This window comes from Neorhizobium alkalisoli (assembly GCF_007829835.1).
Lineage (GTDB): Bacteria > Pseudomonadota > Alphaproteobacteria > Rhizobiales > Rhizobiaceae > Neorhizobium.
Genome location: NZ_VIWP01000004.1, coordinates 404230 through 428045, shown reverse-complemented (window position 1 = coordinate 428045; position 23816 = coordinate 404230). Strand labels below are relative to the sequence as shown.

21 protein-coding genes and 1 tRNA gene are annotated in these 23816 nt (G+C 59.4%); 13 read left to right on the top strand and 9 right to left on the bottom strand.

From position 1 onward, the window contains the following. The first annotated feature begins 128 nt into the window (after window positions 1-128). Complete coding sequence (gene ppk2, locus FHW37_RS17840) at window positions 129-1034, top strand: polyphosphate kinase 2 (protein ID WP_432442868.1); 906 nt, start codon at window positions 129-131, stop codon at window positions 1032-1034. A 39-nt stretch (window positions 1035-1073) separates the two neighbouring features. On the opposite strand, the gene FHW37_RS17835 is transcribed toward ppk2, so the two are convergent. Then, window positions 1074-2351: a biotin transporter BioY gene (locus tag FHW37_RS17835; RefSeq protein WP_145638781.1), complete on the bottom strand. Its 1278-nt coding sequence runs from the start codon at window positions 2349-2351 to the stop codon at window positions 1074-1076. Window positions 2352-2653: 302 nt separating this feature from the next. Here FHW37_RS17835 and chrA point away from each other — a divergent pair, with 302 nt between their 5' ends. The 4 genes from chrA (at window position 2654) to FHW37_RS17815 (ending at window position 7416) form a co-directional block, all read left to right on the top strand. Then, window positions 2654-3871 carry a chromate efflux transporter gene (gene chrA, locus FHW37_RS17830; RefSeq protein ID WP_145638779.1) on the top strand — a complete coding sequence of 406 codons (1218 nt, stop codon included), beginning with the start codon at window positions 2654-2656 and terminating at the stop codon, window positions 3869-3871. Window positions 3872-4010: 139 nt separating this feature from the next. Then, window positions 4011-4967 (top strand): NAD(P)H-dependent flavin oxidoreductase, encoded by a 957-nt coding sequence (locus FHW37_RS17825; protein ID WP_145638778.1) that lies wholly within the window; start codon window positions 4011-4013, stop codon window positions 4965-4967. Between the two features lie 144 nt (window positions 4968-5111). Continuing rightward, a tRNA-Thr gene (locus FHW37_RS17820) sits at window positions 5112-5187 on the top strand. Window positions 5188-5484: 297 nt separating this feature from the next. Further along, window positions 5485-7416, top strand: a complete 1932-nt coding sequence (locus tag FHW37_RS17815) for a TIR domain-containing protein (protein ID WP_145638776.1) — start codon at window positions 5485-5487, stop codon at window positions 7414-7416. A 242-nt stretch (window positions 7417-7658) separates the two neighbouring features. Here the strand turns inward: FHW37_RS17815 and FHW37_RS17810 are convergent, their stop codons facing one another. After that, window positions 7659-7913, bottom strand: coding sequence for a DUF6074 family protein (locus tag FHW37_RS17810; protein WP_145638775.1), 255 nt, complete (start codon window positions 7911-7913; stop codon window positions 7659-7661). Window positions 7914-8046: 133 nt separating this feature from the next. Next, complete coding sequence (locus tag FHW37_RS17805; RefSeq protein WP_210249299.1) at window positions 8047-9168, bottom strand: NAD(P)/FAD-dependent oxidoreductase; 1122 nt, start codon at window positions 9166-9168, stop codon at window positions 8047-8049. 111 nt (window positions 9169-9279) lie between these two features. On the opposite strand from FHW37_RS17805, the gene FHW37_RS17800 reads away from it, so the two are divergent. Continuing rightward, window positions 9280-10233 (top strand): D-2-hydroxyacid dehydrogenase, encoded by a 954-nt coding sequence (locus FHW37_RS17800; protein WP_145639314.1) that lies wholly within the window; start codon window positions 9280-9282, stop codon window positions 10231-10233. Window positions 10234-10266: 33 nt separating this feature from the next. Continuing rightward, complete coding sequence (locus FHW37_RS17795) at window positions 10267-11133, top strand: GNAT family N-acetyltransferase (protein ID WP_186458296.1); 867 nt, start codon at window positions 10267-10269, stop codon at window positions 11131-11133. A gap of 100 nt (window positions 11134-11233) precedes the next feature. On the opposite strand, the gene FHW37_RS17790 is transcribed toward FHW37_RS17795, so the two are convergent. After that, window positions 11234-11626 carry a PRC-barrel domain-containing protein gene (locus FHW37_RS17790; RefSeq protein ID WP_145638770.1) on the bottom strand — a complete coding sequence of 131 codons (393 nt, stop codon included), beginning with the start codon at window positions 11624-11626 and terminating at the stop codon, window positions 11234-11236. A gap of 256 nt (window positions 11627-11882) precedes the next feature. Between FHW37_RS17790 and FHW37_RS17785 the strand changes: the two genes are divergently transcribed. The 4 genes from FHW37_RS17785 (at window position 11883) to FHW37_RS17770 (ending at window position 17087) form a co-directional block, all read left to right on the top strand. Further along, window positions 11883-13580: a long-chain fatty acid--CoA ligase gene (locus FHW37_RS17785; protein ID WP_145638769.1), complete on the top strand. Its 1698-nt coding sequence runs from the start codon at window positions 11883-11885 to the stop codon at window positions 13578-13580. 188 nt (window positions 13581-13768) lie between these two features. Next, window positions 13769-14971, top strand: coding sequence for an alpha/beta hydrolase (locus tag FHW37_RS17780; RefSeq protein WP_432442875.1), 1203 nt, complete (start codon window positions 13769-13771; stop codon window positions 14969-14971). 98 nt (window positions 14972-15069) lie between these two features. Beyond that, window positions 15070-16695, top strand: a complete 1626-nt coding sequence (gene pgi / locus FHW37_RS17775) for a glucose-6-phosphate isomerase (RefSeq protein ID WP_145638766.1) — start codon at window positions 15070-15072, stop codon at window positions 16693-16695. Next, a complete protein-coding gene (locus FHW37_RS17770) occupies window positions 16695-17087 on the top strand; it encodes a VOC family protein (RefSeq protein WP_145638764.1) in 393 nt (130 codons plus the stop codon). Before pgi ends, FHW37_RS17770 begins: the two co-directional genes overlap by 1 nt. 6 nt (window positions 17088-17093) lie before the next feature. On the opposite strand, the gene FHW37_RS17765 is transcribed toward FHW37_RS17770, so the two are convergent. The 4 genes from FHW37_RS17765 to pyrC form a co-directional block, all read right to left on the bottom strand. After that, window positions 17094-18020, bottom strand: a complete 927-nt coding sequence (locus FHW37_RS17765; protein ID WP_145638762.1) for a carbohydrate kinase family protein — start codon at window positions 18018-18020, stop codon at window positions 17094-17096. 95 nt (window positions 18021-18115) lie between these two features. Next, on the bottom strand, window positions 18116-18811 hold the full coding sequence (locus FHW37_RS17760) for an orotate phosphoribosyltransferase (RefSeq protein WP_145638761.1): 696 nt from the start codon (window positions 18809-18811) through the stop codon (window positions 18116-18118). Between the two features lie 105 nt (window positions 18812-18916). After that, window positions 18917-20092: a GGDEF domain-containing protein gene (locus FHW37_RS17755; protein ID WP_145638759.1), complete on the bottom strand. Its 1176-nt coding sequence runs from the start codon at window positions 20090-20092 to the stop codon at window positions 18917-18919. A 113-nt stretch (window positions 20093-20205) separates the two neighbouring features. Beyond that, window positions 20206-21249 carry a dihydroorotase gene (gene pyrC, locus FHW37_RS17750; protein ID WP_145638757.1) on the bottom strand — a complete coding sequence of 348 codons (1044 nt, stop codon included), beginning with the start codon at window positions 21247-21249 and terminating at the stop codon, window positions 20206-20208. 248 nt (window positions 21250-21497) lie between these two features. Here pyrC and FHW37_RS17745 point away from each other — a divergent pair, with 248 nt between their 5' ends. After that, window positions 21498-22421, top strand: a complete 924-nt coding sequence (locus tag FHW37_RS17745) for a tetratricopeptide repeat protein (RefSeq protein ID WP_145638755.1) — start codon at window positions 21498-21500, stop codon at window positions 22419-22421. A 33-nt stretch (window positions 22422-22454) separates the two neighbouring features. Here FHW37_RS17745 and FHW37_RS17740 read toward each other — a convergent pair whose 3' ends face one another. After that, the gene (locus FHW37_RS17740; RefSeq protein WP_145638753.1) at window positions 22455-23492 is read right to left on the bottom strand and encodes a proline racemase family protein; all 1038 of its coding nucleotides are present in this window, start codon (window positions 23490-23492) and stop codon (window positions 22455-22457) included. Between the two features lie 174 nt (window positions 23493-23666). Here FHW37_RS17740 and FHW37_RS33610 point away from each other — a divergent pair, with 174 nt between their 5' ends. Beyond that, entirely contained in the window at window positions 23667-23813 is a 147-nt protein-coding gene (locus FHW37_RS33610; RefSeq protein ID WP_186458294.1) for a hypothetical protein, read from the top strand. Window positions 23814-23816: the final 3 nt, after the last annotated feature.

Below are 23816 nucleotides of genomic sequence, written 5' to 3'. Positions count from 1 at the left end.
TCATATAACGCTTGCATGACAGATATACATCGACCCTGTGGGAAACTCACAAGCGGGTCGAGCCTGTCCGGACGTTACGTACACCCTATATGACAGCCACATGAACCGGCATCAGGGAAGGAATGAACATGGATCAGTCAAGTCGCGGCCAATCAAGTCAAAGCCAGTCAAGCCGCGCGGTGCAGCTCGTCGTCGGCGAGAAGATGCGGACTTTCGACATAGACGATCCCAAACTTCCCGACTGGGTGGATGATGGCGCGCTGCCCTCCGGCGGTTATCCCTATGACGACAAGATGGACAAGGACAAATACGAGAAGCAGCTGGAGAAGCTGCAGATCGAACTCGTCAAGGTGCAGTTCTGGATGCAGGCGACCGGCAAGCGGATGATGGCCCTGTTCGAAGGACGCGATGCCGCCGGCAAGGGCGGCACGATCTTTTCCATCCGCTCCTATATCAATCCGCGCTCGGCGCGCGTCGTGGCGCTTGCCAAGCCGAGCGAGACCGAAGCCGGGCAATGGTATTTCCAGCGTTATGTCAGCCAGTTTCCGAGCAAGGGCGAGATCGTGCTGTTCGACCGCTCCTGGTACAATCGCGCCGTCGTCGAGCCGGTCATGGGGTTCTGCACGCCGAAGCAATATGATGACTTCATGAAGGCGACGCCGCAGTTCGAGGAAATGGTGGCCGATGACGGCATCCATCTCTTCAAGTTCTGGCTGGATATCGGCCAGGAAATGCAGCTCAAGCGCTTTCACGACCGGCGGCATGATCCCTTGAAAATCTGGAAGCTGTCGCCGATGGATATCGCGGCCCTGAACAAGTGGCCGGATTATACGGCCAAGCGCGACCGGATGCTGCGCGACACCCATACGAAACAGTCACCCTGGACGGTGGTTCTATCTAACGACAAGCGGCGCGCGCATCTCAACGTCATCCGCCATATCCTGCTTTCGCTCGATTATGACGGCAAGGACAAGAAGGCGATCGGCGAGATCGACGACAAGGTGCTCGGTTTCGGCCCGAAATTTTTGAAATGACGGATGGCCTGCCCTTGAACCGGCAGGCCAAAAACAAAATCAGCCGCCGGGCAGGATGCGCACGGAATAAAGAAGCACCGGCTTGTCGGCGCCATCGATACCGGCATTGATGAGCAGACGGCCCGGTGCGTTCGGCGCCAGGGTGCGATCGAAGGTGACCTTGAACAGGGCTTCGAGCTTTTCCTGCGATGCCGTGAAGCGGTGGCGGGCGCAGGTTCCGAGACTGCCGAAATCGCAGCTGACCGAGAACTGGATGCCCTGATTGGCACCGGCCTGCACCGTGATTGCGACGGTCGAGGTCTTGGCCGCCATTTCCTTCAACAGATCCGCCGGTACGGTGATGGCGATATCGCCATCGGCCGTCGGTGTTGCCGACAGCATGCGGACGGCGGGGCCTTCCGATCCATCGACCGCATCAACCCTTGCCTGACGGCCCGGTTTCAGGCCGGCAATATCGGCGGGCTTGAAGATCTCGGCCCATTCATCGGAAAAGCCGCCGCGCGGATCGAACCGGCTATTCGGCTGGCCCGATTGGCTGCGCGCCATCTGGTTCGCAGCATCGACGGCATCCTGAATGACCGACTGGACCATGCCGGACGAATAGAACCACCAGCAACCGCCCGCAACGATGATCAGCGTGACGACCCAAGTTATGAGATGCGAGAGAAAACCGCGCCGCTTGCGCGGCTTGGCGGCGCGCTCGGGCGCGACGTCGAGATCGGTGCGGCCACGACGGCCACGGGCCTTCTTGTCGGCCTTGCCGGCTTTTTCGGCCTTTTTCCTCTCGGCGCGCGACAGGCGAGAAGGTTGTGCCGCGGGCGCTTCGGACATCTGGCCGAGACGCTCGTTCTCAAGACCACCGAGATCGCCTGCATTGGCATTCGCATTGCTGCCGGCAAACGTCGGTGCCTGGCGGGTTGCTCCACCCAGTTCCGGCTCTTCGCTTCTTCCTCTCGGGACCGCGGGGGCAACAACAGGTGTCTCGACGGATGCCGCACGCCGCTCCGGCTCCACGACCGGCTCGAATTCCGGCACAGCGGCAACGGCATGGTCATCGTCGGAAAGGTCGTCATCGTAAGACCCCGCAGACGCCACCTGGGCGGTCAGCCGGTCGATCTCTTCGGTCTCGATCTCGCGGATCTTTTCTTCCAGCCGCTTGCGCTGCTGCAGGATGATCAGCGTGTCGGAGACGCCCTGTTTCTGCAATCCGGCTTCCAGCGCCTGGCGGGCGGACTGATAGATTCGCGCCCGCGTCTTGCCATCCGCCCTATCCGAGCGGTCCAAAGCATTCCTGATCGCCGTTTCCAAACCGCTCACTGCCGGTCCTTCCGGTTACTCTCACACATGCAGACCTGCATCCGTACACCCCGATTTCAGGCGGACGCCGGTCCTTTAAGTTTTCGGTAACCTCTCCGGCAGGGAACTGCAAGCGGGGGCCACCCTTCATACCTTTGCGGAAATTGGGGAAAAGATGTGTCGCTGTCGCTTTCACGGCAAAGCGTGGCAATCCGAACCACCCGGCCAGCCTCCCTGCGGAAAAGAGAATTTGGCGATGCACCCTGTCATCAAGTCCTCATCTGCAACGACAATAGAAGCGGATCGAACCGGAAAGGGCGGATATGAACAGTGAGGCTGGCGAGCAAGTTGCGGGATCAAGGACAGGCACGGCGGGCGAGGTGTTCCGCGCATTCCTGAAACTCGGCCTGACCGCGTTCGGCGGCCCAATTGCGCATCTCGGTTATTTTCGCGACGAGTTCGTGACACGCCGCAGATGGATCGACGAGAAAGGCTATGCCGATCTGGTCGCGCTCTGCCAGTTTTTGCCCGGCCCGGCCTCAAGCCAGGTCGGCTTTGCGATCGGGCTTTTGCGCGCAGGCCCGCTCGGTGCAGCCGCAGCATGGAGCGCCTTCACCCTGCCCTCGGCGCTTCTCCTCTTTCTTTTCGCAAGCGGCACGGCGGCATTCGACAACCCGGTCGCCGACGGCCTTCTGCATGGCCTGAAACTCTGCGCCGTCGCGGTGGTCGCGCAGGCGGTCTGGGGCATGGCCCGCACGCTGACACCGGATAGGCCACGCGCGGGCATCGCGCTTGCCGCACTTTTCCTTGTGACGTTCGGCGGGGCTTTTGGGCAGATTCTTGCCATCGCGCTCGGTGGGCTGTCGGGCCTTGCACTTTGTCGTGGCGCCGTTGCCGAACCGGCAAAAAGCCTCTCCTTCAGCCTGCCCCGATCATTCGGCCTCGGCTGCCTCATTGCCTTTTTCATCCTGCTCTTTGGATTGCCGCTGCTTGCTGCCACACTGGATCTGCAAGGATTGCGGCTGTTCGATTCCTTCTATCGCTCGGGCGCGCTGGTCTTTGGTGGCGGACACGTCGTGCTGCCGCTGTTGGAGGCGGAGGTGGTACAGCCGGGCTGGGTTTCACAAAACACTTTCCTCGCCGGTTATGGCCTGGCGCAGGCGATGCCCGGGCCTCTCTTCACATTTTCCGCCTATCTCGGCGCTGCGGTGGTGCCGGCACCAAACGGGATGCTTGGGGCCACCATTGCACTTGCCGGCATTTTTCTGCCCGGCTTTCTGCTTCTTCTCGCCGCCCTGCCCTTCTGGAATGGCCTGAGCGGCAACCCGGCGGCACAGGCGGCGATGCGGGGCGCCAATGCGGCCGTGGTCGGCATTCTCGGCGCTGCCCTTTATGATCCCGTGTGGACAGGTGCGATCCTCACGCCGGCCGATTTCGCACTAGCATTCGCCGGCTTCCTTCTCCTGACAGTCTGGAAAACACCACCGTGGACCGTGGTTCTTGTCATCGTAGCCGGCGCCCTTATCCTCCGGGCGGTCTGACGAAATTCCAGCCGAATTTGCCTGCCACATACGGCTGACCCGCCATGAAACGAAAACAGCGCAAAGCGGCTTTCCGCGGCGAAAAGCATCTGCTACATCGATTGACGTTCGCGTAAACGTCAATTTGGGAGGATTGCAGATGTTGCCGGCCGTGTTGAAGGAGAAACTGCGCCTGCCCGTGGTGGCCTCGCCGCTTTTCATCATCTCGCATCCCGAACTAACTCTGGCGCAATGCAAGGCCGGCGTGGTCGGCGCCTTCCCGGCTCTCAACGCCCGGCCGGAAAGCCAGCTCGACGAATGGCTCTCAATGATCACGCAAGATCTGGCCGCCCACGATGCCGCCCATCCCGACCGGCCGGCAGCACCTTTTGCCGTCAACCAGATCGTCCACACGTCCAACAAGCGGCTGGAGCACGACCTGATGCTCTGCGTCAAATACAAGGTGCCGATCGTCATTTCCTCGCTCGGCGCCGTGCCCGAGGTTAATGCTGCCGTGCATTCTTATGGCGGGATCGTGCTGCATGACGTGATCAACAACCGGCATGCGAATTCGGCGATTCGCAAGGGCGCCGATGGGTTGATCGCAGTCGCGGCCGGTGCCGGCGGGCATGCCGGCACGCTTTCGCCTTTCGCCCTGATCCAGGAAATCCGCGAATGGTTCGACGGGCCGCTGCTTCTGGCCGGCGCGATCGCCACCGGTGGCGGCATTCTGGCGGCGCAGGCAATGGGCGCCGACATGGCCTATATCGGCTCGCCCTTCATCGCCACGAAGGAAGCGCGTGCGTCGGACGGCTACAAGCAGATGATCGTCGAGGCCGCTGCCGCCGACATCGTCTATTCCAACTATTTTACCGGTGTGCACGGCAACTACCTGAAGGGCTCGATCCAAGCCATGGGCCTCGACCCCGACGCCCTGCCCGTCGCCGACCCGTCGAAAATGGATTTCGAGGCGGCCACGACCGGCCCAAAAGCCTGGAAGGAAATCTGGGGGGCAGGTCAGGGAATCGGCGCCGTCAAGTCGATCGCTTCCGTCGCGGAACTGGTCGATCGGCTGGATGGAGAATATGCGGCGGCACGCCAGCGGCTGGCGCTCTGACGCGTCCTGCCGCGAGACTTCGCATCGGTGCTGTTCGGCAATTCGAGAAAATCTCCGGCAATTGCGAAATCCGTCTTGAAATCACCGGGCATTGCCTGTATCAGCCCCTTCACCTACAGCCCGGCTTCGCCGCGCGCTGAAAAAGCCGCTTTAGCTCAGGTGGTAGAGCACATCATTCGTAATGATGGGGTCGCAGGTTCGAGTCCTGCAAGCGGCACCAGTTTTCCATATTTTTCAATGAATTTATGCTGATATTGGGATCGTATCCTTTAAGTGCATCCTGATACCCATTTTTCCTTACATCCGGTGGCATATGATTTTGGCCGCCTGTAAACTATACAATACAGATTGTGTTGTGACGACAAAGCTGTGGCTTTCGCAAGCTGATATGCGCTTTACGACTAGTTCAGAAGTGCTGATTCACCTCGTGTTTGATAAAATTTCAAATCGGTTACCTTGACGCGAGGCAGCGTAAAACGAAAACTTCGGGAATACGCAACCGAGTCCATTATTTTTCATGGCTAAACCAATCGTCTTTATCGGCTCTTCCTCTGAACACCGTAACTTGGCCTTATATATCCAGTCTGCCATGCAATATGATGTGGCTCCAGTCGTATGGACTCAAGGAACCTTCGAACCATCTCATTTCACCCTTGAGTCTTTAGAAAGCGCTTTAGATAAGGCCGACTTTGCGATCCTTGTTTGCGCACCTGACGATGTTACGGTCAGCCGGAACAAGGAATATTCAACAGTCAGAGACAATGTCATCTTTGAGCTAGGCCTGTTCATAGGTCGACTCGGCAGAAAACGGACCTTCCTCGTCAGCCCAAGAGGTGTAGATCTTCATTTGCCATCCGATTTAAGCGGACTCACACCGGAAACGTTTGATCCTGATGAACTCTTAAACCCAGAAGCCGCTCTTGGCCCTGCCTGCACCAAGATCAAGGCCGCCATTGTAAAAGCGGGAAGACTCCCTCGAAGCGATTTCTCTGAAGCAAGAGAAGGCATGGCAGAAGAGAGATCTCTCGACCGATCCGATGAACTGCAACATACCCCGCAATCGACATGGAGTGACGAAAAGTTCGAATTCGAATTTTTTATCGCAACGATGCACGAGAATGAAAAACGTGTCTCTGAGATCGAGGATGCGTACAGGACATCCGCACTAAACACTTCTCAAGAGAAGCTGGCGGAATGGGATACAAGGTGTGAATACGCTAGAATAATTTCGGGAAAAGGAGGCAACCTTTCTCTCATAAGGGATAAGTCAGAGGCTTTCCCAATGAACGCGGAAATTAGAAAAACGCTAGCCCAGGCGTTACAACATTACGGAGACGACCTCGGAGCCTTGCAAGAATTCATTATTGCTGTGGACATAGCAAATGATGCGCAAATCGCCGCTAATATTTCCAAGAGAGGAGTTGAGGTTGCTAAGAAAGTTAAAAATTCGAGTGCTCTGAAGACTTTCAAAGAAAAACTCATAAGCTTTCCCATTAAAAATCATCGCGACAAATCTGAAATAATGGAAGCATTTCGCATACTTGTGGAGGCCGCGAAGCTACCTGAGATCCATAAAGCTCTGGGCGAACTGATAACGGCAATGAAACCCGACGATATAGACGCGCGCTTTGCTTCTGCGCATGCCTATTCCGAGGCAGATCAGGATGGGCTTTCTATGCTGCAATACGAAGCAATCCCCCCTGAAGAACGTAGCGGCATGGCATGGAACAACCTCGGCGTGAGTTACGACAGGCTCGGCCTTAAGAGTAAAGCCATAGGAGCATTCGAGATTGCAGCGTCTAAAGGAGAAACAATTGCAGACGGTAACCTCGCGCGAAAACTAACTTTTGGGGGCTTTCATATCGAAGCTCGAAAGCGGGCCGACAGCGCAATCCTAAAGCCATCCCCCCATGAGAGTGTGTGTAGTATTGCGGCGGAAATTCGCGAACAAAAAGAGGACGAAGAGCTGCGCTATAGTGCGGCGCGCGAAAGGGCGCTCGAGCAGCGGAAGGAACGGACAGCAATCGGCGAAGCTGCTCTCGTGCAGATCGGTGCTGATATTGATGGTTATTGGGACACTGAATTTGGGCAAATTCAGCTCATTTCTGACGAAGATGGGAACTATTCCGCCTCTACTCACGTAACTCACCAAGTTAAATCTATTGGGTTCGGCATTCTAAAGCCTTCCCGAAATATGATTGAGAGACGTAACATTCGCATCGCGCTAAAGCGCTTTGGAAACGCTTTGGAAGGAACAATCACGCGAGAAGCCGGAGACTCTCCAGCAACTCTTTTGGGAGCTATAGACTTAGAACATCATCTGTTGTTGGCCATTTCTGTAGATGGCCAGACGATATCTGGTATCGAATTTGGGTATCAAGAGGCACGCGTGAATTGGCGGCGATCGACATCACTACAAATCACTGAACAAACCCAGTCAGAGACTTAAGCCTGCTGTAGCCTGCAACATGGATTGGAGGGCACCAAAGTTATAGCCGTCATTCTCATGGGCAAGCGCAATGGCCCGCAATTGACCTTGCACCTCCCACACATTAGCTTCCCATCATCCATCACGACGCAAGCTTCAATCCTTAAACCCGCGCCCTGTTGCGGCTTTCCGCCAAAAAAGCTGCAACAGGAGGACCGGCCGCCCGCCGCGGCTGGTCCTCCTGAATTTTTCTGAAAGGCAGATCAGCCTGCGGAGACGCCGGCGCCGTTTTCGGCGTACATGGCCTGAAGCTCCATCTGCACGGCGTGCATGAACAAAGCGGCCTGATGGGAGATCTCTGCGTCCGGAACCCCCTGTGCCCGCATTCCCTTTGCGAATTCCGCCATTTCCGCCCTCCAGAAGCGATTGGCCTCATGGCCATGGATGTTTTGGAGGATTTCGGCGCATCTCCTGATGTCGGCGGTGCGGCGGTCGGCCGGGAATTGTAGCAGCGTCATTGGATCTCCGTACAAAACGGGCGAATCGCCCGTACACTGCCCCAAACAATGGCCGGGAGTTCTTCACAAAGGCTGAACGGCTGCTTATCCGCGGAAGTTCCCGGCTTTTTCGCCAAAAGACATCAAACCGGGCTTACGGATTCGTGAGTTTTTCCAAGAGATGATCGGCAATCGCCATGGATGACGTCAGGCCCGGCGATTCGATCCCGTAGAGCGCGGCATAGGCGCGGTGGCCGGTCTCGGCCGAGCCCTGAATGACGAAATCGCCGCCGCCACCCGCATCGCGCCCGGCGATCTTCGGGCGGATACCGGAATAAGCGGGCACAAGCGCGCCATCGGCAAGATTGGGAAAATAGCGCCTGATCGCCGCGTAGAATTTTTCCGAGCGCTTTGGCTCTACCGCATAATCGATCGCCTCCACCCATTCGACATCCGGGCCGAAGCGCGCTTGGCCGGCGAGATCAAGCGTCAGGTGGACGCCAAGCCCGCCCGGCTCCGGCACCGGATAGATCAGTCTTTGCGCCGGCGCGCGGCCGGCAAGCGAAAAGTAAGAGCCCTTTGCATAATGCCGGGCCGGGATGGTGGCGGGATCGATGCCCTCGATATTTTCCGACAGGCTCCAGGCGCCGAGCCCGGCGGCGTTGACAACGAAGCTGGCCTCGATCTCGACCGGATCCCGGCCACCGACCGACAAGCGGATCCGGTCATTGTCCAAGAGTGCACCGCTCAGTACCGGGGCGTTCAGCACCAGGCTGCCGCCATGGTTTTCGAGATCGGCGATATAGGCCTGCATCAGGGAATGGCTGTCGATAATGCCGGTCGAGGGGGAGACCAGCGCAGCAAAGCCCGTGATCTGCGGCTCCATTGCATTGAGCACGCTTGCGTCGATCAGGCGGCAATCGTCGACGCCGTTGGCTTCGGCCTGTTTCAGCAGTTTTTCGAGATAGGCCACTTCCGGTTCGTTGGCCGCCACGACCAGCTTGCCGCACTGGCGGTGGGGGATGTGACGGTCGCGGCAATAGTCGTAAAGTTTCTGCTTTCCCGCGACACAGAGTTTCGCCTTCAGACTGCCGGTCGCGTAATAGAGGCCGGCATGGATGACCTCGCTGTTGCGGGCGGACGTGATGGCGCCGGGCAGTGGCTCGGCTTCGAGCACGATCACCTCGCGCCCCGCCATGGCCAGCGCACGGGCGACCGCAAGGCCGATGACGCCGCCGCCGACCACGACACAATCGAGCTCCATCACATCGGTCATTCTTTTCCCCGCGATCTTGCATTCCGGCCGGCAGGCCGGATGTTATACGAGACGGGCCCGACGAACAGCGTCGTGGCCATGATCGACATTCCCGATACGCAGGACCGGACCATGCCCAAAATAGTGTTTCTCGACCGCGATACGATCGGCCCTTCGGTGACGATCACCCGCCCCGCCTTTTCCCATCAATGGGTGGAATATGGCAAGACGGCAGCGGACGAGGTGGCCGGGCGCATTGCGGATGCCGATATCGTCATTACCAACAAGGCGCCGGTGCGGGCCGAGGCGATGGCAGGCGCGCCGAACCTGAAGATGATCGCGGTGGCGGCAACGGGTTATGACGTGATCGACCTTGCGGCCGCAAAGGAGCGCGGCATCACCGTGTCGAATGTGCGCGGTTATGCCGTGAACACCGTGCCGGAACACACGTTCGCGCTGATCTTTGCGCTGCGCCGCTCGATCGTCGGTTTCCGGCAGGATGTGATCGATGGCGAATGGCAGCGCGCCAACCAGTTCTGCTTCTTCAACCACCCGATCCGCGACCTCGCCGGCTCGACGCTCGGCATTTTCGGCGGCGGGACCTTGGGTGGCTCGGTGGCGAAGATCGCCGAGGCCTTCGGCATGACGGTGCTTCTGGCCGGCCGCAAGGGCGCCGGGACGGTGAAGCCCGGTTATACGGCCTTCGAGGAGGTGTTGGAAAAGGCCGATATCCTGACCTTCCACATGCCGCTAACACCCGAGACCCGCGATCTGATCGGGCTTGCCGAATTCCGGAAGATGAAGAAGAGGCCGCTGATCATCAATACGGCACGCGGTGGGCTGGTGAACGAGGCGGATCTGGTGACGGCACTGGATGAAGGGCTGATAACCGGCGCCGGTTTCGACGTTTTGACCCGCGAGCCGCCGGCAGCGGATAATCCGCTTCTCAAAATCCTCAACCGGCCGAATATCATCGTCACCCCGCATGTCGCCTGGGCGAGCGACGAGGCGATGCAGACGCTCTGGGTGCAGGTGATCAGCCATGTCGAGAATTTCGAGAAAGGCACGCCTTCCAACGTGCTATAGACGGGCCATGCGCAACCGGGCGGAGGAATGGACGTGGATGACAGCGCAAACCTGAATCGCCCTCCCCTGCGGCGCAGCCTTGCCGACACCTCGCTTGAGGATGCGGCCAGGGCCCTGACGGAAGGGTTTGCCGGTTACGTCGTGACCTTTACCGCGTCTGCCGCATCGATTGCCCTGCGCATGGAGCGCGAAAATATCGACGCGGATTGCAGCGAGGTGTTTTTCGATGGCGATACGCCGGCTGGCATTCTGCTCGTCGCACGCCGCGGCAATCGCTGCCGCATCAGCGCTCTTGGCATCGGGCCTGCCATCCGCGGCAAGGGGGTTGGCCGGCAGGTGATGGCAAAAGCGATCGACGCCGCCCGCCGGCGTGGCGACCGGGAAATGGTGCTGGAGGTGATCGACAGCAATCCGCGCGCCCGCGATCTCTATGTATCACTCGGTTTCGAGACGAGCCGCCAGCTGGTCGGGTTCAGCAGAGGCCGGCGCAGGCCTGCACCTGATCTTCCGACAGATGCGCCCGAACTCGCGGCCTGCGATCCGGTAAAAGCTGCGGATATGCTTTTGCGCTTTGCCGAGCCCGGTCTGACCTGGCAGACTGATCCGGTCTGTTTTCGACATGCCGCCCCGCCGCTCAAGGGATTTGCAATTGGCGAAACGGCGGTGGCCTTGCTGGATGACAGTTCGGCCGAGATCCGGATCCATGGCCTTGCCGTCGATCCTGGTCAAAGACGCAAGGGGCTTGGCCGTGCGCTGGCTGATGGACTTGCTTCGGCCTATCCCGGCCGGCGGCTCTATATCGTCGAAAATGTGCCGAAAGGGTTGCTCGACCCTTTCATGCGCAAGATCGGCTGGAGGCGATCAAGCCTTACCCAGTCGGAAATGCGGCTAAAGCTCTGAATGTAAAAACCCCGCACAGCAATTGCTGTACGGGGCTCCATTCTCATCTCGAACCATCCCTCGCGGACCGCTCTTGGAGAATTTCGACCGTCAGGAAGAATTACATCCAGTAGGGCGGGATGCCGTAATAGTCGTAGACCTTGCGATCGTTGGCACGATACCAGGTCTCATCATCGGCATCGTGGTATTTCGGGGCGCCGACGATCTGATCCTTGGTCAGGTCGATGCGATAGCCATCGAGCTGTTCGTCGTAACGCAGCTTTTCCCAGGGAAGCGGGTAATAGTCGTCGCCGATCCCGAGGAAACCGCCAAAGCTCAGAACGGCATAGGCCACACGACCGCCGCGCTTTTCCAGCAGAATGCGTTCGATAGAACCGATACGTTTGTTGTCAGCGCCATAAACGGCTGTGCCTTCGACCTTGTCGCTGGCAATCAGCGAATGAGTGTCCTTGACGTAAGGGTCCTGGCCGGCTCGCGGTTCCTGATGCAGCATGACGCACCTCCTCTTGTTGTGCAGTGTCATGCCTATAAAACTCTCGGGGCAGAGGGATGTTCCCTGATTTCATTTCAAAAGGCGATCACAACTCCGCTTTCAACGGCGCCATTCATTGACGTTTACGTCAAAGTTATATAGCTCTTGAATTATCTGGCTCGATGCCATGGCGACGTGGCATAATCGTTCATCGGACCCCGAGGTGGAGGACCTCTGATCCGACAGGACCGCCGGCATTTGAATGGAGGAGGTTATCATGAATGAAGTGACCGCGCGTAGCGCGACGTCGATGCCCAAGATCTGGCTCGCCTCCTATCCACCGACCGTGCCGGAATTCATTCCACCGCTGAAACATCAATCGCTGGGAGAGCTGTTCGAGGATAGCTGCGCCCGGTTTGCCGAACGGCCTGCCTTTTCCAGCATGGGCAAGTCGTTGACGTTTCGCACGTTGGAGGCCGAAAGCCGCAAGATCGGCGCCTGGCTGCAGGCGCAGGGGCTGGCAAAGGGCGACCGGGTGGCAGTCATGCTGCCTAACGTGCTGCAGAACCCGGTGATCGTTTATGGCATTCTTCGCGCCGGTTTCGTCGTCGTCAACGTCAACCCGCTCTATACGCCACGGGAACTGGAGCATCAGTTGCGCGATTCCGGCGCCAAGGCGCTGTTCGTGCTCGAAAACTTTGCCAGGACTGCCGAGCAGGCCGTACCGAAGACGGATGTGAAACATGTCGTCGTGGCAACGATGGGCGATATGCTGGGCCTCAAGGGCCATATCGTCAATTTCATTGTGCGGCGGGTGAAAAAGCTCGTGCCGGCATGGTCGCTTCCGTCTGCCAAAAGTTTTCGGCAGGTGCTTTCCGAAGGTGCGCGGCTTTCGCTGTCTGCTCCTGGCACCAAACCGTCCGACCTCGCCTTCCTGCAATATACAGGCGGCACGACGGGCGTTTCCAAGGGTGCGATGCTGACCCATGCCAACCTTCTGGCCAACAAGGAACAGATGGGTGTCTGGCTGGATTCGGCCTTTCTCGAAAAGAAGCGGCCGGAACAGCTGCAGTTTCTCTGCGCGCTGCCGCTCTACCATATCTTCGCGCTGACGGTGAATTCGCTGATGGGGGTGGCGACCGGCAGCCACAATATCCTGATCGCCAACCCGCGCGATATCCCGGCGCTGGTGAAGGAGATAGGAGAACACCAGATCCATATCTTCCCAGGTCTCAATACGCTGTTCAATGCGCTGATGAACAATGCCGATTTCCAGAAACTCGATTTTTCGGCGCTGATCCTGGTGTTCGGCGGCGGCATGTCGGTGCAGAGGCCGGTGGCCGAACGGTGGCTGGAGATGACCGGCTGCCCGATCACCGAGGGATACGGGCTTTCGGAAACGTCTCCGGTCGCCACCGCCAATCGCTGCAATCGTCGCGACTTTTCCGGCATGATCGGCCTGCCGATCTCCTCGACTGAAATTTCGATCCGCGACGACGATGGCGAGGAGGTCGAGCAGGGCGATGTCGGCGAGATCTGCATTCGCGGGCCGCAGGTCATGGCTGGCTACTGGAACAGGCCGGACGAGACCGCCGCAGCGATGACGCCGGACAATTATTTCCGCACCGGCGACATGGGCTATATGGACGCTCAGGGCTATACGAAGATCGTCGATCGGAAGAAGGACATGATCCTCGTCTCCGGTTTCAACGTCTATCCGAACGAGGTGGAGGAAGTCGTCGCCAGCCATCCGGGCGTGCTCGAATGCGCAGCGGTTGGCCTGAAGGACGAACATTCCGGCGAGGCGGTCAAAATCTTCGTCGTGCGCAAGGACCCGAATCTGACCGAGGCGGAAGTGAAGGCGCATTGCGTCGCCAACCTCACCAATTACAAGCGGCCCCGCTTCATCGAATTCCGCGACAGCCTGCCCAAATCGAATGTCGGCAAGATCCTGCGGCGCGAGCTGAGGGGATAACCGAGCGTTGCAGGCTTGCGACAGGTGGCGCCGGAAGCTTGTCTCCGCCACGGCTCTTCCCGCCATCAGCGATGGACGCAGGCCGCCGGCTGGATTAGCGATAGCTGCTTGAAGGGGTCATGATGACCTCCCTGGGAGTTATCTTGAAGACGCTGGCTGACATTCAGGTTCGCGCAATTGCCGTCGTCATGACGCTTGCCATGCTGAGCGCCTGTGCTGGCCGGCCCGAAGGCGTGCTCGTGCCGCAGCAGGTCGCTTCCGCAGAAAAAACATCAATGGTCGATGTTCTCGTGGCGACGACGCGTCGGCCGTCCGAAACGCCGGGCGTGCTTTTTTCCGGCGAGCGTGACAAGGGTGCCCATGTCACCGAGATCAAGGTTTCCATCCCACCGGAAAGCAAGCACAAGGTCGGCCAGGTCGAATGGCCTTCAAAGCTGCCTGCGGATCCTGCCAAGGAGTTCACCACCGTTTCCGTCACGCCGATGACGCCGCAATCGGCACCGGCCTGGCTAAGGGGCAATCTGCCGAAAAGCCGCCGGGTTCTTGTCTTCGTGCATGGTTTTAACAACCGCTACGAGGATGCCGTCTACCGATTTGCGCAGATCGTCCACGATTCGAAGGCGGATGTCGCGCCGGTGCTCTTCACCTGGCCGTCGCGCGGCAGCATCTTTGCCTATAATTACGACAAGGAAAGCACCAACTATTCCCGCGATGCGCTGGAAGACATGTTGCGCCGGCTGGCGCGAGATCCTCAGGTCGGCGAAGTGACGATCATGGCGCATTCGATGGGCTCGTGGCTGACGGTCGAGGCGCTGCGCCAGATGGCGATCCGCGACGGGCGGGTCGCGCCAAAGATCCAGAACGTCATCCTCGCCTCGCCGGATCTCGACGTCGACGTCTTCACCAACCAGTTTTCCGCGCTTGGGCCAAAACATCCGAAATTCACGCTGTTCGTATCGCGCGACGACCGGGCGCTCGGCCTTTCGCGGCGCATATCCGGCGATATCGACCGGCTTGGTCAGGTGGACCCGACGGTCGAGCCTTATCGCACCGCCTTCGAAAAGGCCGGTATTACGGTTCTCGATCTGACCGCGCTGAAAACCGGCGACAGCCTGAACCACGGCAAATTCGCCGAAAGCCCGCAGGTCGTTCAGCTGCTCGGCAACCGCCTGATTGCCGGCCAGACGGTGACGGATTCCAGCGTCGGTCTCGGCGACAGGCTCGGTGCAGTGGCGCTTGGTGCGGCTCAGACGGTTGGTGGTGCCGCCAGCGTTGCCGTCAGCACGCCGATCTCGATCTTCGATCCCGAGACCCGCCGCAACTATAATGACCAGCTCAACCGGCTCGGCAACGCCGCCGGCAATACGGTGACGACGGCTGCCGGACAATAGTCCAAACGCCGAACAAACTTGCATAAGGATGCGCTTGATTTGAGCGGGAAAGCGAATAGGTTCCCGTTCATCGTTTGCCCAAGTGCTGAGGAAATCCCATGCAGGCCATCGTCCAAGAGCTGAAGTCCGCCGTCGAAAAGACCAATGCCACCGATATCCGGGCGGCCTTTGCCGCTGATCCGGGCCGGTTCGGCAAATTCAGCGTCTCCTTCGACGACCTGACCATGGATTATTCCAAGATAGCCGTGAATGGCGAGATCCTCGCCCTCCTCGAAAAGCTGGCCGAGGCTGGTGGCGTTGCAAAGAAGCGCGAAGAAATGTTCTCCGGCGTCGCGATCAACTTCACCGAAGGCCGCGCCGTTCTGCATACCGCGTTGCGCAATCGATCGAACACGCCGGTTCTGGTCGATGGCAAGGACGTCATGCCTGATGTCAACGCCGTACTTGCAGCCATGGGCAAGTTTTCCGACGGCATCCGCTCGGGTGCGCTGAAGGGCGCGACCGGCAAGAAGATCACCGACGTCGTCAATATCGGCATTGGCGGCTCGGACCTCGGCCCGGTGATGGTGACGCTGGCGCTCGCCCCTTACCATGACGGCCCGCGCGCGCATTTTGTCTCCAATGTCGACGGCGCCCATATTGCCGATACGCTGAAGCATCTCGACGCCGAAACGACGCTGTTCATCGTCGCCTCGAAGACGTTCACGACGATTGAGACGATGACCAATGCGGGTGCAGCCCGCAAGTTCATTGCCGACAAGCTCGGCGATGCGGCGGTCAAGCATCATTTCTGCGCCGTCTCCACCGCGCTCGACAAGGTTGCCGCCTTCGGCATCGACCAGGACCGTGTCTTCGGTTTCTGGGACTGGGTCGGCGGTCGTTATTCGATCTGGTCGGCGATCGGCCTGCCGCTGATGCTGGCGGTCGGGCCTGAGAATTTCGGAAAATTCCTCGATGGCGCACATGCCATGGACAAGCATTTCCGCGAGGCGCCGGTAGCCAAGAACCTGCCGATGCTTCTCGGCCTGATCGGCTTCTACCACCGCAACGTCCTGGGTTACGCGACCCGTGCCATCCTGCCTTACGACCAGCGCCTGCTGCGCTTCCCGGCCTATCTGCAGCAGCTGGACATGGAATCGAACGGCAAGGGTGTGACGATCGACGGCACGCCGGTCGAGGGCAATTCCGGCCCGGTCGTCTGGGGCGAGCCTGGCACCAATGGCCAGCACGCCTTCTACCAGCTGATCCACCAGGGCACGAGCATCATCCCGGCCGAGTTCATGATCGCCGCCAACGGTTTCGAACCGGAGCTGCGCAACCAGCACGAACTGCTGATCGCCAATTGCCTGGCGCAGTCCGAAGCGCTGATGAAGGGCCGCACCTTCGAGGAAGCCAAGGCGCAGCTCACCTCCAAGGGCATGGACGACAAGCAGGCCGATTTCATCGCGCCGCACCGCGTCTTCACCGGCAACCGCCCGTCGATCACCTTCGTGCACGACAAGCTGACGCCATTTGCGCTCGGCCGGCTGATCGCGCTTTACGAACACCGCGTCTTCGTTGAAGGCGTGCTCTTCCGCATCAACTCCTTCGACCAGTGGGGCGTCGAGCTCGGCAAGGAACTGGCCACCGGTCTTCTGCCGGTCGTTGAAGGCAAGGAAAGCGCCGAGGGCCACGATTCCTCGACGCAGGGCCTCGTGAAGGTGCTGGCCGGGCTGAAGAAGTAATGCAGGCGCCGGTCTTAAGGATCGCGCGGCCGACGGATGATATCGGTCGGCTGCGCAGCTTCTATGAGACTGGCCTCGGCTTCGAGCAGCTTGCAGCATTCGAAGACCACCAGGGTTTCGACGGCCTGATCCTCGGGCATGCCCGATGGCCCTATCACCTGGAGTTCACGCATCAGCGCGGCCACACTGTTGGCCGTGCTCCAAGCGCTGACAATCTCATCGTGCTTTATCTGCCAGACCGTTCGGAATGGACGGCTGCGACGACACGCATGCAGACAGCCGTATTCAAGCCTGTCCCATCCTATAATCCCTATTGGGACCAGGACGGGCAGACTTTTGAAGACCCGGACGGTTACCGGGTCGTATTGCAGAATTCAGCTTGGAGCCGATAAGCGGGCTTAAAGCCCGATCTCGTTCGCAAACGGCGGGTTGGCCCCTGCCCGCGACACGGTGACGGCTGCGGCCTTGGCGCCGAGTGCCAGTGCCTTGGCGATCTGGTCTTCGGAAAGGTTTGCCACCTGCGATTTGGTCAACAGGTTCTGCATCTTCAACGATGCCAGAATGCCGGCATCGAACGTGTCGCCGGCGCCGACCGTGTCGACCACCGTTACCTTTTCGCTCGGCACGACGACCTTGTGGTTCGCCGTATAACCGACAGCGCCATCCGCACCGCGGGTGACGACGACGAGCTTTGCGCCGTGATGCAGCCAGTGGCGGGCAAGTGTTTCTTCATCACCTTCAAGACCGAACCAAGCGAGATCCTCGTCGGAGAATTTGACGATGTCGGACATGGCCGCCATGCGGCGGATGCGGGCGAGATGGGCCGCCTTGTCCTTGATGAAGCCGGGGCGGATATTCGGATCGAGCGAAATGACGCGCTTTTCATGCTCGCGCTTCATCAGGGCTTCATAGGTCGAACCGCAGGGTTCGGGGATGAGGCTGATCGCGCCGAAATGCAGCGCCTCACAATCATCGCCGAGCGCCGGCAGATCGGCTTCGGTGATCATCCGACCGGCCGTGCCCTCGTCATAGAAGGCATAGGTCGCGTGGCCATCGACCAGTTTGACGAAGGCGATGGTCGAGGGACGCGGGGTGATGGCGCAATAGGAAAAGTCGACATTGCTGGCACGCAGCGTATCGCGCAGAACATCGCCCATCATATCATCGGCCAGGCCGGTGAAGAAACCGGTCGGGGCGCCGAGGCGGCCGAGCGCGATTGCCGTGTTGAACACCGCGCCGCCGGCATAGGGCGCGAACGCCTTTTCACCAAGCGTCGTCTCACGCGGAAGCATGTCGATAAGGGCTTCGCCGCAGCACAGGATCATGGATTTCCTCCCAAGGAATTATTGCCTGCTTTTCGACAGGAATAAGCGAGCTTTTGTCCGTTGGCTAGGGCAAAAGCTCGCTTGAAGGTTACTGCTTATTTCGGCAGTTCGCTGATGCCGCCATTGCGGGCCGACCAGGCGAGCGGCGCGTCGAGGAAGGCCTCGACTTCCGACAGCGTCTTTTCGTCGAACAGTTTCTGGTCGCGGGCGACGGCCAGAACATTGCGCCAGGTGGCGATGTGGTGGAACTGCACCTTGCCATCGGCAAAACGCAGCGCGCCTTCATCGAAGATGCCGTAATAGAACAGCGCCATGCCGTGATCGACAATGCCGCCCGCAGCGCGGATCGCATCGATGAACTTGAACATAGAGCCGCCGGCCGTCGTCAGGTCCTCGATGACCAGCACGCGCGAACCTTCCGGCATGTTGCCTTCGATCTGGGCATTGCGGCCATGGCCCTTCGGCTGCTTGCGAACATAGATCATCGGCAGCGCCAGACGATCGGCCAGCAGGGCTGCGAAGGGAATGCCCGCGGTCTCGCCGCCGGCGATGCAATCGAACTTTTCGAAGCCGGCATCACGGAGAAGAGTGGAGACGGCGAAGTCCATGATGGCAGAACGAACACGCGGATAAGAGAGAAGCTTGCGGCAGTCGATATAGACCGGGCTCATCATGCCGGAGGCGAACTTGTAATGCTTGTCGGCATTAAAATGCACCGCGCCGATTTCCCACAGCATCTTGGCCATGAGTTCGGCCATCAGGTTACGGTCGGGGAATGTGGTCTGGATCATGCGCGCGCTCCTTTTGTCAAAACCACGCGCCGCAATAGCAGCATGGATGGCAAGGCGCCAGCGGGCAAAGCGCTTATTTCCCGGCATATGGGCGGATATGATGTCTCAGGCGCTGGTGCGGCTCTCCGTCGGCTCGACCGAACGCAGATAACCGGCGACCTCGACACGATCACGACCGGCGCGCTTGGCATCGTAAAGCGCCGCATCGGCGCGGTTGAGCACGATCTCGAAAGGCTGGCCTTGCGGTGTGCCGACGGCAACACCGGCGCTGACGGTGCATTTCAGGATGCTTTCGCCGACTTTGATGTCGCGCACGCCAAAACGCCGGCGGATGTCATTGGCGATGCGTTCGGCGCGGCCGGGCAGGACGTTGTCGAGAAGCACTGCGAATTCCTCGCCGCCGAGCCTTGCCGCCTGGCTGCTGCGGATATCGGCCAGAATATCGGCCGCAAAAATCTTCAGCACTTCATCACCGGCCGCATGGCCATGCTGGTCGTTGATCGACTTGAAACGGTCGATGTCGAAGACGATCACTGCCGTCGAGGCGGTGAAGACACGGCTACCATAATCCTCGAAAAGCGCGCGTCGGTTCATCAGGCCGGTCAGCGGGTCGGTCATCGCCTCGCGGCGATGAAGGGCAGCCATGCGCCATTGATGCAGCGCCAGCGACAGGGCGCCGATGCCAGTCATGCCGGCGATGCAGACACCGATGTTGAGATTTTCGGCCCAGTTGTCAGGCGCGTGTCCCAGTATCCATTGTTCGCGGCTCATGAGCACTGCCGCGCAAAGGACGAAGGAGAGGCCGCTCAAAGCATAGAGTATCACCATGCCGTAAAGCGGTACCGGCGCTTCCTCGCGGGCAAGCCAGTATTGCCAGGCCGTGCCGGCCAGAAGCAGGGCGGTGGCAATGTTCATCAGGATGATGCCGAGGCCATCGATGCCGCCGACGATGAGCGGCACGCCGGGGATCGCCGTCGCAAGGCTCAGCAGTCCTGCAAGACGCCAGGGCTTTTCACCGGTGCGGAACTGGACGGAGGCTGCATAGATGACGCTGAACCCGGCCATCAGGAAGACATAGGCAAAGGATGCAATCACCGGCCCGGCATCGACCGTATAGGAACTATAGAGAAAGATGCCGGAAACCGTGAGGCCGAGCGCAATAACCAGTGTGAAAAGAAAGGAATCCGTCCGGCGCGAATACCATGTCCCGAAAAGAGTCACCATGAGACACGCGGCGGAAACGCCGAGCGCTAGCAGAAGAGACTGGTAGTCTAGCATCATGCCGGAATTCTCTTCGATTATCGAAGGAGGATAGTCGGGGCGAAAGCTATCTTCCTATTCTCTCCAAATAGTTACCATTCCAATTCGAGATTTAGTTTTTCGGCGTCGTAAAATTATTCTTCCATCACGTCCCAGTGAAGCGGGAACATCGGATCGAAAACAGTGATCGGACCTGCACCCGTGTAACGCTTGTCCGGGAAAACAACCGGCTCATCGCGGCGAACGAGCGTCATCATCTCTTCATTCGGCGCCAGACCATACCAGGCCGGGCCGTTGAGCGACGAGAATGCTTCCAGCTTGTCCAGCGCACCGTCCTGCTCGAAGACATGGGCAAGGCAGCTCATCGTGTTGACCGACGTATAGATGCCGGCGCAGCCACAGCCGCATTCCTTGAGCGGATCGACATGCGGCGCCGAATCCGTGCCGAGGAAGAAACGCTTGTCGCCGGATGTGGCGGCAGCGCGCAGCGCCAGACGATGGTTCTCGCGCTTGGCGACCGGCAGGCAGTAATAATGCGGGCGAATGCCACCGACCAGGATCGCATTGCGGTTGATGATCAGGTGATGGGTGGTGATCGAGCCGGCAAGGTTTGCGGCGGACGACTTGATATAGTCGATGCCGTCAGCGGTCGTAACGTGTTCCATCGTTACCTTCAGCTCCGGCAGCCGCTTGCGCAGCGGATCGAGCACGGTCTCGATGAAGACGGCTTCGCGGTCGAAAATATCGACGTCCGGCGTGGTGACTTCGCCATGCACGCAGAGCGGCAGGCCGATCTTCGCCATGCGCTCCAAAACCGGCATGACCTTGGTGAGGTCGCGGACGCCGCCATGGGAATTGGTCGTGGCACCGGCGGGATAAAGCTTTACCGCATGGATGAGGCCGCTCTTCTTGCCCTCTTCGACATCGTCGGCATCGGTGTGCTCGGTCAGATAGAGGGTCATCAGCGGCTCGAACCGATCACCGGCAGGAACGGCAGCCATGATGCGCTCGCGATAGGCTTTTGCATCCGACGTGGTGACGACCGGCGGAACCAGGTTCGGCATGATGATCGCGCGGGCGAAATGGCGGCTGGTATCGCCGACGACACCTTCCAGAACGGCGCCATCGCGCAGATGCAGGTGCCAATCGTCCGGGCGGCGGATGCTGATGGTTTTCATGATGATCCCGATAGTCCCGATATGCGGAGAGTTTTCTCCCCTTAGCACCATCGTTCAGCGGAAAACAATCGGAGGAGACCAAACACGGTATGAAGAAACAAGCGGCGCCGAAGATTGCCGGCTAAATTTCACGCGAAAGTGCACGATGCGACGACATTTATCGCCAAAAGTGCCGGATCCTCAAGGAACCAGTGCGGGTTTTCGGCGTTCGTTAATCAATCTGAAGGTTCTATGAATCGGAGCACACAATGAAATCCCGGACTTCCAAAGTCAACAGGGGATTAGCAGCCGCCACAGGCGCTGCCGTTGTCCTTTGTGCATTGACAGTTTCCCCGAGCGCCGAGGAGCGCGCCAATCTCGTTGTGGTATCCGCCATGCAGGGCGAATGCGACCAGCTGGCCGGCAGCCCCTATGACGAGCTTCGCAACAGCGAATATCAGCCGGTCGACGTGGCCAATATCGACGGCAAGGCGATCGACGCCTGCCGCATGGCGTATGAGGCAACCGGCAATCCGCGGTTTGCCTACCAGCTTGGCCGCGCACTCAACAATTCGGATCAGGCCGATCAGGCTATGGGCGCCTATGATGCCGCCGCCAAGGCCGATTATCCGGCTGCCAAGGTGAATTTCGGCATGCTGATGGGTCGCCTCGGCGACGATCAGGCCGAATTCCGCCTCTATAGCGAAGCTGCCGCCAGCGGCAACCGGCTCGCCGCGTATAATCTCGGCGTTGCCTATCGCGACGGTCTCGGTACTCAGCCGGACATCCAAAAGGCTCTGAACTGGTTCGAGAAGGCTGCCGCCGAGGGCGACGATACAGCCGCCTTCAATATCGGCGCCATCTATGACGAAGGCACACTGATCCCGCAGGACGACCAGACGGCGATCGCCTGGTACGACATTGCCGCCCAGCGCGGCAATGCGGATGCGATGATCAATCTCGGCCTGATGTATGAAGCCGGCGAAGGCATTGCCGCCAATGCCCAGAAGGCTGCCGAAATGTATCGCGAAGCTGCCGAGAAGGGCGACGTCTTCGGCGCCTACAAATACATGCAGTTCCAGGACATGGGCGTCGTTCAGGCACCTTCGAAGGACACCGAGGATGGCGTCAACACGCTGGTCCTAAAGCAGGGCGACATGGAAAGCCCGGCAATCTCGGGCAAGGAGATCTGATTTTTCAGATCCCCTGCCTCCGCATCATTCTCGTCAGATATCGCCGGCCGACGGACCCCAGACGTCGGTCATGGCGAAACCTTCGGCCAGCGGATCGAACGGATCGAGCGCGACCTGGCTGAGGCCGAAGGTAAAACCGCGGCCGGCAATGGTCGGCACGATCGCCTTCTTGCCCGCGACTTCCGTTTCCTTTGCCAATCCGACTTCAAATTGCGTGCCGATGATCGAGCGCGACTGAAAAACGTCTCCGACCTTCACTTTTCCACGCGCATGTAATGCGGCGAGATTGGCGGAATTGCCCGTGCCGCAGGGTGAGCGATCGGCACGGCCCGGCCACATGGTCGTGCAGGTGCGAACCGTGCCATCGGCTTCCGTATCGCGGAACATCACATAGGCAACGCCCGAGATCGCCGGGATTTCCGGATGCACGACCTTGATCTGCCGGTTGATCAGATCCTTCAGCACCATGCCGGCCTGAACGAGAGCCGCGGCATTGCCCTTCCCGATGGTGAGCCCGATCTGGCTGACATCGACCAGGCCATAAAAGATACCGCCGTAACAAAGGTCGAGACGGATCTCGCCCCATTCCGGGGTCTGCAGTGCCACGTCAAGCTCGTGCACGAAGGATGGCACCATGGTGAGTTTTACTTTTTCGCAGCGACCGTCACGGCAGGTGGCCGTGGCGCGCACGAGACCGGCCGCGGTTTCCAGGGTGACGATGGTTTCTGGCTCCTTCATCTCGACAATGCCGGATTCCAGAAGCGCCGTCGTGACGCAGATCGAATTCGAGCCGGAGCTGGCATGCGCCTGATCGGGCTGCAGGATGATGAAGGCGGCATCGGCCTCCGGGTGTTTCGCCGGAAGCAGGAGATTGACGGAGCCGATCGGCGCACCGCGCGGCTCGAGGCAGAGGAAGCGGCGCAGTTCCTGGCCCTTCGGATCGGAATTCAGCCAGGCCAGCTGGTCGGCAACCGTATCACCCGGAATCTTCGGCACACCACCGATCGCGACCCGGCCGATCTCACCTTCCGCATGAACATCCAGCAGCTGGATCGTGCGCTTCCATCTCATCCGTCTTCACTCCATATGCCAGGATCGGCCTGCGTTTCGGAAACCGGCTTCAAACGATGCCGGGAAAAGCCGCCGTCGATGCGCAGACGCGCATCCGATGCGGCAATCGATATAACAGCGCCTGCAGTTTGCAAGCGGCTTTAGGGTCTAAACTCAATCAGGATAGGGGTTCTGTTGGCGATGATGGGATTGAATGGAAGCAAACAAGCGCAAGGCAAGACCTTCTGGTCTTGTCGAGCATTGTTTGCGATCAGGCGGCCCATCATCGCCAATCCTTCGGACAAGCTGTATTTTGTGCCTGCGGGCGTCGGAAAGGTTTGAAAA